Origin of the sequence: Flavobacterium sp. KACC 22758 (genome assembly GCF_028736135.1) — a bacterium.
GTDB classification, from domain to species: Bacteria; Bacteroidota; Bacteroidia; order Flavobacteriales; family Flavobacteriaceae; genus Flavobacterium; species Flavobacterium johnsoniae.
On record NZ_CP117878.1, the window covers coordinates 3,021,322 to 3,034,873 of the forward strand.

General features: G+C 33.4%; 11 protein-coding genes. 6 read left to right on the forward strand and 5 right to left on the reverse strand.

Annotated elements, in window-relative coordinates:
* Positions 1–78 precede the first annotated feature (78 nt).
* Positions 79–2,352, reverse strand: coding sequence for a catalase/peroxidase HPI (gene katG / locus PQ462_RS13010; protein ID WP_274250269.1), 2,274 nt, complete (start codon positions 2,350–2,352; stop codon positions 79–81).
* Between the two features lie 464 nt (positions 2,353–2,816).
* On the opposite strand from katG, the gene PQ462_RS13015 reads away from it, so the two are divergent.
* Entirely contained in the window at positions 2,817–4,394 is a 1,578-nt protein-coding gene (locus tag PQ462_RS13015) for an FAD-dependent oxidoreductase (RefSeq protein WP_274250270.1), read from the forward strand.
* An 84-nt stretch (positions 4,395–4,478) separates the two neighbouring features.
* Here PQ462_RS13015 and PQ462_RS13020 read toward each other — a convergent pair whose 3' ends face one another.
* The gene (locus tag PQ462_RS13020; RefSeq protein ID WP_274250271.1) at positions 4,479–4,841 is read right to left on the reverse strand and encodes a hypothetical protein; all 363 of its coding nucleotides are present in this window, start codon (positions 4,839–4,841) and stop codon (positions 4,479–4,481) included.
* Positions 4,842–5,135: 294 nt separating this feature from the next.
* Between PQ462_RS13020 and PQ462_RS13025 the strand changes: the two genes are divergently transcribed.
* Positions 5,136–5,348, forward strand: coding sequence for a hypothetical protein (locus PQ462_RS13025; RefSeq protein ID WP_012025877.1), 213 nt, complete (start codon positions 5,136–5,138; stop codon positions 5,346–5,348).
* A gap of 81 nt (positions 5,349–5,429) precedes the next feature.
* Here the strand turns inward: PQ462_RS13025 and PQ462_RS13030 are convergent, their stop codons facing one another.
* On the reverse strand, positions 5,430–7,634 hold the full coding sequence (locus PQ462_RS13030; protein ID WP_274250272.1) for a TonB-dependent receptor: 2,205 nt from the start codon (positions 7,632–7,634) through the stop codon (positions 5,430–5,432).
* 260 nt (positions 7,635–7,894) lie between these two features.
* Between PQ462_RS13030 and PQ462_RS13035 the strand changes: the two genes are divergently transcribed.
* Both PQ462_RS13035 and PQ462_RS13040 read left to right on the forward strand, forming a co-directional pair.
* Positions 7,895–8,254 (forward strand): hypothetical protein, encoded by a 360-nt coding sequence (locus PQ462_RS13035; RefSeq protein ID WP_274250273.1) that lies wholly within the window; start codon positions 7,895–7,897, stop codon positions 8,252–8,254.
* A 158-nt stretch (positions 8,255–8,412) separates the two neighbouring features.
* Positions 8,413–9,537, forward strand: a complete 1,125-nt coding sequence (locus PQ462_RS13040; RefSeq protein WP_274250274.1) for a hypothetical protein — start codon at positions 8,413–8,415, stop codon at positions 9,535–9,537.
* Between the two features lie 31 nt (positions 9,538–9,568).
* On the opposite strand, the gene PQ462_RS13045 is transcribed toward PQ462_RS13040, so the two are convergent.
* Positions 9,569–9,991, reverse strand: a complete 423-nt coding sequence (locus PQ462_RS13045; protein WP_274250275.1) for an MgtC/SapB family protein — start codon at positions 9,989–9,991, stop codon at positions 9,569–9,571.
* Between the two features lie 129 nt (positions 9,992–10,120).
* The gene (locus tag PQ462_RS13050; protein WP_274250276.1) at positions 10,121–10,900 is read right to left on the reverse strand and encodes a polysaccharide deacetylase family protein; all 780 of its coding nucleotides are present in this window, start codon (positions 10,898–10,900) and stop codon (positions 10,121–10,123) included.
* 187 nt (positions 10,901–11,087) lie between these two features.
* Here PQ462_RS13050 and PQ462_RS13055 point away from each other — a divergent pair, with 187 nt between their 5' ends.
* Positions 11,088–11,780, forward strand: coding sequence for a response regulator transcription factor (locus PQ462_RS13055; protein WP_012025894.1), 693 nt, complete (start codon positions 11,088–11,090; stop codon positions 11,778–11,780).
* On the forward strand, positions 11,770–13,137 hold the full coding sequence (locus PQ462_RS13060) for a sensor histidine kinase (protein WP_274250277.1): 1,368 nt from the start codon (positions 11,770–11,772) through the stop codon (positions 13,135–13,137). The genes PQ462_RS13055 and PQ462_RS13060 overlap by 11 nt, the downstream gene beginning before the upstream one ends.
* Positions 13,138–13,552: the final 415 nt, after the last annotated feature.

A 13,552-nucleotide genomic window follows, 5' to 3' on the forward strand; every position in this document is an offset into this window, starting at 1 on the left:
AATTTTTATAAGGATGACTTATATCAAAAAAAAGACGCCAATTAATGGCGTCTTAAATACAATTATAAATATCAGCTATTAAGCTAAATCAAATCTATCCAGATTCATAACTTTAGTCCATACCTTAATAAAATCATTTACAAATTTTTCATTTGCATCAGTGCTTGCGTATACTTCTGCAACAGCTCTTAATTCTGAATTAGATCCAAAAACAAGATCTGCACGTGTTGCAATCCATTTAGGCTGTCCGGTGCTTCTGTCATTTCCTGCATAGAGTTCTTTATCGTTTGAAACAGCCTGCCATTGTGTATTCATATCTAACAGATTTACAAAAAAATCATTGGTCAATTGACCCGGACGATGTGTAAATACACCATTTTTTGAACCGTCTGCATTAATATCAAGTACACGAAGACCACCTAAAAGCACCGTAAGTTCAGGTGCAGTAAGAGTCAGCAAATTCGCTTTATCAATAAGAAGTTCCTCTGTAGAAACTGCTGATTTTGTTTTTCTGTAATTTCTAAAACCATCTGCTTTTGGCTCCAGATATCCAAATGATTCGACATCTGTTTCTTCTGCAGATGCATCCATACGACCTGGATTAAAAGGTACAACAACTGAACTTCCTGCTTCGTTAGCCGCTTTTTCGACTCCGGCAGAACCTGCTAAAACTATTAAATCAGCCAAAGAAACTTTTTTACCATCATTTTGCGAAGCATTAAACTCTGTTTGAATAGTTTCTAATTTACTTAAAACCTGAGCAAGATTAGCCGGGTTATTTACTTCCCAGTCTTTTTGGGGAGCCAGTCTTACACGTGCGCCATTTGCCCCGCCTCGCTTGTCTGAACCTCTAAAAGTAGATGCTGAAGCCCAAGCAGCGGCAACTAACTGAGAAATACTTAATCCTGAATTTAGTATTTTTTCTTTCAGCTGTTTTATGTCATTTTCGTCTATTAATTTGTGGTTTACTTCTGGAATAGGATCCTGCCATAACAATACTTCCTGAGGAACATCTGGTCCAAGATAGCGTGCACGCGGTCCCATGTCACGATGTGTTAACTTAAACCAAGCACGGGAAAAGGCATCGGCAAACTGATCAGGATTTTCTAAAAAGCGGCGTGATATTTTTTCATACTCTGGATCTAACCTTAGAGATAAATCAGTAGTAAGCATTGTTGGAAGATGCTTTTTTGTACTGTCAAAAGCATCAGGAATAATTGCTTCGGCATTTTTTGCAACCCATTGGTGCGCGCCTGCCGGACTTTTAGAAAGTTCCCATTCAAACGCAAATAAGTTTTCGAAGAAATTATTACTCCATTGTGTTGGAGTTTTAGTCCATGTAACTTCAAGTCCGCTTGTAATAGCATCAGCACCTTTACCTGATCCAAAACTATTTTTCCAGCCAAAACCCTGCAGTTCTAAACCAGCTGCTTCAGGTTCTTTATCTACGTGATCAGATGAAGCTGCACCGTGAGTTTTACCAAAAGTATGGCCTCCGGCAATTAAAGCAACCGTTTCTTCATCATTCATAGCCATTCGGCCGAATGTATCTCGTATATCTTTTGCTGCTAAAATAGGATCAGGATTTCCGTCAGGACCTTCTGGATTTACATATATAAGCCCCATTTGAACTGCAGCAAGAGGTTTTTCTAAATTTCTTGAATGAACTTTTCCGTCGGCATCATCATCTGCAGAAACAACTCCATGATCTTTCGGCACACCCTCTGAACCATTACTATAACGTTCGTCGCCTCCCAGCCATGTGGTTTCAGAACCCCAGTAAACAGATTCGTCCGGTTCCCACACATCTGCTCTTCCTCCTGCAAATCCAAAAGTTTTAAAACCCATAGATTCAAGAGCTACATTTCCTGTTAGTATCATTAAATCAGCCCACGAAATTTTTTGTCCGTATTTTTGTTTTATGGGCCAGAGAAGTCTTCTGGCTTTATCAAGACTCACATTATCAGGCCAGCTGTTTAAAGGTGCAAAACGCTGTTGTCCCGCTCCTGCTCCGCCTCGCCCGTCGTGTACACGGTAAGTTCCCGCACTATGCCATGCCATACGGATAAAAAGCCCTCCGTAGTGACCAAAATCTGCCGGCCACCAGTCTTGTGAATCTGTCATAAGTACATGAAGGTCTTTTTTTACAGCTTCAAGATCAAGAGTTTTAAAAGCTTCTGCATAATCAAAATCTTTACTTAAAGGATTTGATAGAGATGAATTCTGTCTCAGGATATTCACCTTTAATTGTTTGGGCCACCAGTCATTATTTTTTGTACCTGATGCGGCTTGATTATCCATACTGCCATTATGAAAAGGGCACTTGCTAATGTCGTTTGATTGATTCTCCATAATTCGAAATTTTTATTTTTTACTAAATTACTAAGTATAGAAAGAGAAAATCCTGAGTATTTATCATTTCTAATTCTTTTCTGATAGATAAAACTTATTGAAAAATATTTTCAAATTAGTTTTGCCATAAATAATATATTAGGGTAGTTTTATAAGCAGATATCTAAAATCAATAATAAAACTATTATATGTTACTAAAGCTTTTTATCATAGAATATTAAAGTTACTATTTTTTATAGATACTTAAAAATAAACTTAGTTATAAAGGCTTTTTTGCATTGGTATTTTCTGCTGTATTAAAGTACAATGCCTTGCATACCGCACATAATAACAGAATAAAAATTAAGTAAACTGGCAATCATATAAAATTGAGAATCAATACTGTAAGCAATAGTCAATTCTTGTTAGTAGCTTTGATATCAGTGATTTGCAAAATCAATTTTATAAATATTAAATGATACAGAATGAAATCAGCTGATAAAATAAACGAAGGAAGTATTACTTCTGGAGATAATGTTTCTTTTTGGATCGATACAACTTCAATTTTAGCTTTTGAGAAACCGCATCAGGATATAGCAGCAGAAGTACTTATTATTGGAGGCGGAATCGCGGGCCTCACCACGGCTTATAAACTTTTAGAAGCCGGAAAGAAAATAGTTTTGGTTGAAGACGGTTTTTTAGGAAGCGGAGAAACAGGAAGAACAACAGCACATTTAACCTGTGCACTTGATGATCGTTATTATTATCTTGAAAATACTTTTGGCAAAGAAAATGCACATCTGGCGGCTGAAAGTCACAGTGCCGCAATAGATGAAATTGAAAAAATAGTAAACAATCTAAAAATAGACTGTTCTTTTAAAAGAGTAAGCGGTTATTTGTTTCTTCATCCTAGTGATAAAGAAAAAAATCTCGAAGAAGAATTTAATGCTGTTCAAAAAGCCGGACTTAATACTACTATGCTCAATAATACGCCATATTTAGCCGGAGCAGAAAATCAAAAATCTATTGAATTTAAAAACCAAGGCCAATTCCACATTCTGCATTATCTAAAAGGTCTTGCCCAAGCTGTTATCAATCTTGGAGGAACCATTTTTACTGAGGCACACGCAGAAAATATTACAAAAAATGGAGCAGTTGTAAATGGTTTTAATTTTCAGGCAAAACAAATTGTCGTGGCAACTAATACTCCAATTAATGATGTTCTAACCATGCACACCAAACAGCACGCTTATAGAACTTATGTAATAGGCGGTAAAATCCCAAAAGGTTCTTTACCCTATGCATTATGGTGGGATACTGGTGATACAAAGTCGAAATGGGTTTCTCAGCCTTATCATTATGTGCGTTTGGAAAGTTTTGACGACGAATACGATTTATTGATCTCAGGTGGTGAAGATCATAAAACAGGACAAGCAGATGAGGAAGGAATTTCTGAAGCTGAACGATATGAAAGACTTGAAACCTGGACAAGACAATATTTTCCAATGCTGGACGAAATTAGCTATAAATGGTCTGGGCAGGTTATGGAGCCTTATGATTCATTAGGCTTTATGGGAAGAAATCCAGGAGATAAAAATATTTACATCATTACAGGTGATTCTGGAAACGGTATGACGCATGCCACGATTGGAGCCATGATTATTACGGATCAAATTCTTGGTATAAAAAATAAATGGGAAGATTTATACAATCCGTCACGAATTACTTTTAAAGCCTTTGGCGATTTTATTAAAGAAGCAGGAAATATGGCATCACAGTATTTAGACTGGATTACGGCATCTGACTTAAATAATACAGCCGATTTAAAAGCTGGAGACGGAGGCATTCTTACCATAGGATTAAAGAAAGTAGCCGTTTATCGTGATTATGATAATACCCTGCAGGCTTTTTCTGCTGTTTGTCCTCATTTAGGTTGTATTGTAAAATGGAATTCTGACGAAAAAACATTTGATTGTCCATGTCACGGTTCAAGATTTGCTGCAGACGGAACAGTTACAAATGGACCTGCAACAAGTGATCTGCACAAATTTCAAGTTAAATAAGTTTCGAAAATAATTAAAATCAAAAAAGCCTCTAAATAATTTTAGAGGCTTTTTTAACGCAGAGAAACATAAAATGAAAAATCTCTATTTTTCATTTTTGCTTTTAGCGGTTTTAGTTTTAGACTTAATACTGTCTTTTTGTAATCCTGAAGATTTTGAATAAGTCGAACCATCTTCAGCGCTTTCTCCGGGTCCGCTTCCTTTTCCGGCAGTTGTTGCAGAACTGTTATTACTACCAGAACTCATTGCCCCAGTATTAGCCCCTTCTTCTCTTACTCCAGAATCATTAGCAGTTTGTGTAGTGTCAGCCGCCATTTTTGTACTGTCAAGTGATGTTTCACTTGTCTGGATTTCATCACTGTATCCGTCCTGATTGTTTTTACAGGAACCTAATAATCCTGTCAGAATCAGAACCAGCATAACGTGTAACTTAATAACTGTTCTCATAATTATATTTTTTGCATGTATATTTCAAATTTAGGCTGTTATAAAGTTTATATGTTTCATAATTGTAAATTGATTTTACAATATTCATAACAATCTATTTATCAGTAAATTGATAAAGCATTAAAATATTTTGTTTTAAAAATGTGAATTATGAAAGTGTTTTAAAAAATAATATAACTAACTGAAAACCAATAGAATTAATTTTACTTCCGAAAGATATATTTAATAAACACAGTGTTTATATCAATAATACTTGTCAAAACATACCCAAACAAAACTTAAACTCATCATATCATGGAAAATTTAAAAATAAAATACAGCCAAAACTACAGCAGTATTTGCGGTACACGGATTTATTCAGGAGATAATAATGAACTAATCTGTATTAAAACATATAAAGGAGATTGGGGAGACTGGGACGAAAAACCCGAAAAAAATAATTTTAATTGCAGTCAGGTTTTAAATGATGCTTCTAAAAGCAGTTCAAATGAAGAAATTCTGTTTTAACTGACTCAATTATAAAAAAAATAAAAAAATCCCTCAAAAGAAATGTTTTGAGGGATTTTTTTATAAACTAAATGTTCAATTTTACAAGCTGTATTTTAAAATTAATCTTGCATTAAATGGTGTTCCGGCGGTAAAATGAATTTCTTCAACAGAATCAGTTTCATTTGCTAATCTTGATTCTGTTAAGAATTGCGTTTCTTTCCATTTTGTATTAAAAATGTTATCGATGTTTAGTCCTATCGATACCTTTTTAATTTGATAGTTTACTGAAAAATCTGTGATGCAGTATCCTTTGGCAACTACCGAATTATCTTCATTTGCCGGACGATCTCCCAAAAATCTTGTTCTTAAACTTCCAGAAAATCCTTTTAGGTCTTTTACAGAAAATCCATTCATTAAAGTATGAGCCGGAGCCAATGGCAGATAATCATTTCCTTTGGGTTCGTCTATTGCTCTTGCGTGTGTATAAGTATAATCAGTATTCCAGAATAACCAATTCGTTAATTGATATCTAAAACCAAAATCAAATCCTTTTCGTTCTGTTTTTCCGCTTGGTTCAACGACAGCTTCGTCACCCACATATACAAATTCCTGCGCCAGATACAAATACCAAACAGCCGAATTGATAATCATTCTTGAAAAAGGTTTCCAGTTAATTCCTAAATCTGCTCCATAGGTTTCCGGAAGGATTTTTTCTCCTTTTTGAGCCACTACTACACGTGTATCATTGCTGTGAAATCCTTTTCCTAATTTTAAAAAGTAATTTATTTTCTCATTCTGAGTGTATAAAAAATTCAGTTTTGGGCTCACAATTGCTTTCGTCTGCGTTTGATTGCTGTAAGTTGGTGCCAATTGGTCTTCGTAACCAAATTTAAAATAATCCAAACGTAAACCTCCATTTACTAACCATTTTCCTGACGTAAAATCAAGGCTCGAATAAGCAAAAAGATTCGTTTGGTTTACATTACCTAAACTCAAATACTCTAAAACAGTTTTACGATTTACGGTATGCGATAATTCTACATCTTTGTTATTGTCATTTCGCAGTCCGGCACCTAATTTAAAAAGCCATTTTTCATTTAGTTTTTGATCGTATTCAGACTGAAAACCTACAATGGTTCTATTTTCTTTTTGTTTGATCTGATCTCCGTTTACAGGATCATTCAGGAAAAAAGTAAAATTCGAATACAATTCAAAATCATATTTGCTTAAATAAACCGTGTTTTTGATCTGGCTGTTTTCATCAATTTTGGCATCGTACTGTAAATTAAAATTGGTTCTTCCTGTATTTCCTCCTTCATTTGGATCGATTGCGCCGTAATGAGAAATTGTTCCGTCGTTTACAGCACGATCCGGAATTTGGCCGCTGGCATCCCATTGGCTTTTAAAATGCGAAACCGAAATTGCCAATCGGTTGCCATTAGTCATTTTAGCCGAATATTTTCCAAATAAATTAATTCGGTTGAAGTTTTGCGGTGCATCAAAATAACCGTCTGTCATCATATATTCGCCTGCAAAATAAGCCGACTGATTTTCCTTATTCAATAAATTGAACAAAGCAGCGGTGCGAAAAGTATCAAACTGACCTCCTTCAAAAGAAACAGAACTATTCTGCAGGGCATTTTTAGTAGTAAAACCAACATATCCGGCTGTTGTAAAATCACCTTTATCAACAAAATAAGAGCCTTTGTCAAAATCTATTTTATCTACCGTTTCCGGAATTACAAAATGAAGATCGGCATAGCCTTGTCCGTGTGCGTGCGAAACCATATTTACCGGCATTCCGTCTACTGTAACATTAATATCTGTTCCGTGATCGCAGTCAAAACCTCTCAGGAAAATCTGTTCTGCTTTTCCCCCGCCCGCATGCTGGCCAATAAAAAGCCCCGGAACTTTTCGCAGTAAATCCTGCGAATTTGAAACAGGCTGAATCTCTAAATCTATTTTAGAAATAGTATTTAAATATTTAAGGCTGTTGGTTATCGTAACTTCTTCTAATAAAAAAGGTTTTTCTTCTAATTGAATAGAAAGAAAAGCATCCGAAGACAGTTTTATTTTTTGTGTAATATAACCTTGTTTAGAAATTTGAAGGCTGTCATTTGTTTTGGTTTGTTCTAATGTAAATTTTCCGTTTATATCCGTATGAGCGTGCGTTTTAGAAACCAAATCCCGAATTAAAACATCTGATAAAGGTTTTCCGTCGGCATTATTTATAATCCCGCTTACAGATTGCGCATTTGTTGAAAAAGAAAGAATAAAAATGAAAAGTAAAAATAAAAATCTCATAGAAGTATAATAAAAATGCGAAATAATAAAATATAAAGTCAAATTACAACTTAATATTGAAGTTAAAAATGAACTTAAAATACTCCTTTGCAAATTCAACCAATTTACTTTAAAATCTAATACAGCTAAGATGTACTGTTTTTATTAAAATCAATATTAGATTCTTTATTTTTGCATGGTTCTGTCTGGCTGATATTTTATATAGTATTTAATAAAATTATCGCTAAACAGTAAATTAATTTTCTACATCAAAAAAGTAAATGACAATACAGGATTTAGTTGGCAATTTTTCCATTTCGGGAAGCAATCAGGACGAAAGCAATCAAATAACATATAAAGGAATTTTGAGTTTGTCGCTTGACAAAAACAATAGAATAACTGCGAAATGGGTTATTAACAATTCACAGATACAAAAAGGCCACGGTTTCTTTAAAGACAATATTCTGGTTATAAATTTCAATTATAAAGGCGACGATAATAAAACCTATAAAGGTGTTGCGGTTTATAGATGTATTACCAAAGATGTTCTGGACGGCTTTTGGTCTGAAAAACACGGCAACCCGCTTTATTTAGGAACCGAGCATTGTTTACGATTGGAAACTACTGAAAAACTAAACTAGTCTTCTCTTTTTTCAAAAATCTTTATAATTGATTATAAAATACATATAAGTGTTTTTACGCAAAACGAAATATCTTATAAAATTCGCCGAAAGTATATTTATTTAATTGAAATTGATTAATTTTCATCTATAGATTTTAAAGCTTGAAATTATAAACTATGAAGATATCTCTTATTTTTATACTGGGATTTGTAACGATTTGTCAGTCTCAAATAAAAATTCCTGCTATTAAAGCTTCATCTAAAACCTGTTATATAAAAGAAGGAAATGAAGAAAAAATAAAATGGAACTTAGATCCCAAAACAAAACCTGATTTGTATGTAACAAACAAAAGTCCGAAAGGAAAAACTGTTACTTTTTACACCAATCAGGATTCCTTAACCGTAAAAGTAAAACCGGGAAAACATTTTGATTTTGTAGTTCTGCTAAATGAAAAAGACAGTTGCTATACGCGCATTGAATGTCCGGCTTTGAAAGATTTCTCAAAACTTAAACCGGAAATACACGATACGATTCCTTTTGTGCTTTCGGAGTATAACAATATTATTTTTAAAGTCACATTAGATGATAAAGAAACGCTTGATTTAAAATTCGATTCTGGAACAACTGATTTTCTTTTAACCAATGAAACACTCGGTCAACTAAAATTAAACAATTTAAAAGGACACCATTTTAAACTTGGAAATCAAGTTTGGGAAAACCAGGAAATTTACCCTGTAGAATTATCAGGACAAGGCACTGCGGGTCGCTTTGGATGGAATTTATTTGATGGCAAAATTGTCGAAATTGATTATGATAAAAAGCTTTTTATAATACATTCGAAACTGCCTAAACGAGACAAAAGTTATACAAAACTGGATATGGAGTTTATGCATACTTTATTTTGCATTCAGGCTTCTATGCAAATAAAAGATAAAGCTTATAAAGGTCGTTTTCTTTTTGATAATGGTTATCAGCGTACTGTGATGCTTGATCAGCAATTAATTAAGGAACAGCAATATCCAAAAGAAAATCTGCCTGTTTTAAAAAGAACAATTCTAAAAAACGGACAAGGTGAAGAAATTCCGGTTTTGACTGTAAAGAATGAAAAAATGTTTTTGGGAAATGTATGTTTGAATGATGTACCGGTTCAGCTGCTTGCTACAAGTAATCCGGCACAATTTAAAACTCATATTTTAGGAAACGAAGTCCTAAAAAGATTCAATACCATATTGGATTTTCAGGAGAATAAAGTCTATTTAAAACCAAATTTATTATGGAATGATCCCTACACAGAAGGCTGAAAACAAAAATTAATAATTAAAAATTGTCAATTTACTTCCTATTTCTCATCCATCTTTCTACAGGTTCTAAGACTGTATTGACAATAATTACCAAAAATGTACAAATTAAAGCTTCAATAAAATAACCAGAAGCAGAAATACAGCCAATTGCCGCACTGCACCATATTGTTGCTGCCGAATTTAATCCGTGTACATTTGAACCTTCCCTAAAAATAACACCGGCACCCAAAAAACCAACTCCCATAACAACCTGAGCCGTAATACGGGTAACATCGATATTTGGGGCATTTGCAGCCACTTTTATAGACAATAAAACAAAAGCAGCAGCTCCGGTCGCTACAAGCATATTAGTTTTTAAACCCGTTTCTTTATGATGCCATTGTCTTTCAAATCCTATAATTAATCCGGCAAATAAGGCAATTACCAATCGTGTAAAAAATTCGGCTGTAGTCATAATTATTCTATTTTTTAAGATTAAAAATAACCTGTTTTTATGGTTTAGGATATTCTTATAATGTTAAAAAAATTGTGTTCAAAAGAGCCTTTAATTTGAGATATAAATTAAAGGCTCTTATTTTTTCAACTAATTTTCAGGAAGCAGATTGTCTAAATCTGATAAGGTGTAGAATTTAAGATTGTTCTCTTTCATGTATTTACATATAAATTCTAAAGTTTCAATCTTAGTCTGATAATTTTCAGTTACATTTTTTACAGGTTTATGACCGCATAAAAGCAGTATTTTATTGTTCTTTTTAGCATAATCCAGCAGTTCTAAAACATACGGAATGCTAAAATGAATGTGACTGTTATCGATATCAAAAGCAAATACGATTTTTGAATTATTAAAATAACTGTCTTGCTTTTCCGGAGCTTCTCCTCCAAAGGCTCTTCCTCTTATAATTTTAAATTTCTTTGACAAAGCTCTATCCAATTCATCCGATCTTTCGCCATACGGATAAGCAAACGAAGTAACTTTAAACGATTTCTTTTTCATAGAAACAATCATAGGATCTATTTCCTGTTTCATATAAGCATCGATTCCGTTTTGCTTTACAAATTTCAAAGCATTATAATGGTGATAACCATGTCCGGCAATTTCATGGCCTTCTTTCTGCATTTGAAGAAGTTTTTTTATTTCGGGCGCTCCAATAGAATCTATTCGGCATACATTAAAAGTTGCTTTCCATCCGTATTTTTTTAAAGCAGCATCGGCTTCAGCCCATTCATCAACATAAGCATCATCAAAAGACAAAATAACACCTGCTTTATAAGCCTTAGGTTCGGCTTTTTGCTTTTTAGTTTCACAAGAAAAAAGAGTTAAGAACATTAAAAACAAAGTCGTTTTTAAAAAGAATATCTTCATATAACAGATTGGAATTAAATTGAGACTTCAAATAAATTTTACAGAAATAACATTTCAAATATAGAAAACTATTTAGAATATTTTACTTACAATAAAACAACTCATTAAAACTCTTATTCTTTGCTGTTTTTTTTCAGGGAATACTACATCTTTTAATTACTTTTATCACATTAATTTCTCATCTGCAATGAACAAAGTATTATTAGTAGAAGATGATCCGCGTGTTGCATCTTTTATTTTAAGAGGTCTTGAAGAAAACCTATATCAGGTAAAAACCGTTTCAAAAGGATATGAAGCTGTAAACGAAGTCATGGAAAATGATTTTGACATTATCATTCTCGATATTATGCTTCCAGATATTACTGGTTTTGAAGTTTGTGAGATTTTAAGAAACAGAAAAATAATCGTTCCCATTCTTATCTTAAGCGCGCTTGATACACCTCACGAAAAGGTAAAAGGTTTACAATCCGGCGCAGATGATTATTTAGCTAAACCTTTTTTGTTTGAAGAACTTTTGGCGAGAATAAATGCACAGCTTCGCCGTGCCGAATTCAGCTCCGGAATTTTAGATTTTCAGTCTTATGCGGGAATAGAAATCAATATGAAAGAACAAAGTGCTTCAAGAGACGGAAAAGAACTTAATCTTTCGTCCAGAGAACTTAAGCTTTTAATTTTCTTTATGAAAAACCGCGAAAAAGCACTTTCGAGAATTGCAATTGCAGAAGCTGTATGGAACCTTGAACTTGACATGAACTCAAATACGGTTGATGTTTATATAAATTACTTAAGAAACAAAGTCGATAAAAACTTTTCTGAACCTTTGATCCATACAGTAAAAGGAACCGGATATATGCTTAAGAAAAAAACACATGAATCTTAAAAATAAACTTTCTGTAAATTCTACGCTGTTATTTGCATTTACTGTTGGACTCGTTCTGGCTGGTTCTTTTTTGCTTTTTAAAAAACACAGACAGGATCTTTATTTTGAAAGACTCGAAGACAGTGCCTTAATAACTGCTTTTTTTTATTTTGAAAAAGATGAAATTACAAAAGTTGACAGTTCTCGTTATCAAAGAATAGAAATTCAATACAAAAAAATTACCAATCAGACGATCAGGATATACAATGCAAAAACCAAAGAGTTGTATTTAAAAGATGATATTGATATTACACTGACTGACAAAGAATTAAAAGCAATTTCTAAAAACAGAATATTGCATTTTATAAAAGAAGACAGACAATTTACAGGTTTATATTATAAGGATAACCAGGGCGATTTTATTATTGTAGTATCTGGAATTGATACTGTTGGTGATCGTCAATTTGATGTATTGGGTTTAATGTTTATTGGGTTTTATCTGCTGGCTATTCCGTTGAATTTTCTTTTAGGCAGATTTTTGGCAAGACAAACTTTCAGGCCTTTTGAAGATGTTATTGCAAAAGTAAATACCATTACCACAGAAAACCTGCATTCGAGACTCGAAATGCCCGCAGTAAGCGGAAAAGATGAAATAAAAGAACTTATAACCACTTTTAATTATTTATTAGAACGTCTTGAAAACGGTGTTACGATACAAAAGAACTTCCTTAAAAATGCATCACACGAACTAAAAACGCCGCTTACTATTATTATTGGCGATATTGATGTGTCGCTCCAACAGCCTAGAACGAATGAACAATACGAAGAAGTTTTAAAATCGCTTAGAAAAGATACGTTTCATCTTAAATCTATATTAGACGGACTTTTGATTTTATCCGGATTACAGATTTCAGAACCAGAACAAATGGAATTGGTGAGAATAGACGAAATTTTATGGAATGTATTAGAAAAAAAAGCAATTGAATATCCCGAATCAAAAGTGTCTGTAAATCTCGACGCTATTGCCCATCAGGAAAATCTGCTTTCTGTTTATGCCAATAAACATATGCTTTTTACGGCGCTTTACAATATTCTGGATAATGCGATTAAATTTTCATTTCCAGAAAAAGTTATGGTTACCGCCATTTCTGAACAAGGCCGACTTTTACTCAAAATAACCGATCATGGTCCGGGAATTTCAAAATCCGATCAGGAATCAATTTTTGAACTCTTTTTTAGAAGCGATCGCACGCGTCATATTCAAGGACAAGGTTTAGGTTTGTTTATAACGATGCAAATTCTAAAGCTTCATAATATTGAAATAAAAGTCGATTCTGAACTCGAAAAAGGCACTACTTTTTCTTTATTATTTCCTTGAAAGAATTAATTATTAGATATTCATACAAAGTAACATAAAGAGCCATGGGCTCAATCCATATTGTAGGGCCGGATTTCAATCCGGTCAATCAAGGAAGATCACGAATCAAAGAACCGTAGGTTCGGCCCATTTTTATAAAGCTAAATTTTAATCCGGTTTCGCTGTAATAAATAATCAACAATATGAATCGTCCGATGGGAACTCTCTAAAATACGCCCCAATTTTCGACGGATTAAAATCCGTCGCTACAATATAAATCATTCCTGCGGAATTTTAATTAATTCTCACTATTTAGGAGATTTAATTAGACAAAAAAATCAGCTATATCACCTAAATCTGTGTGAAAAATTCTTAATAGATTATTACTTTAGAATTTCGATTTTTCTCATCGGTAACATTCACTTAACACTCTAAT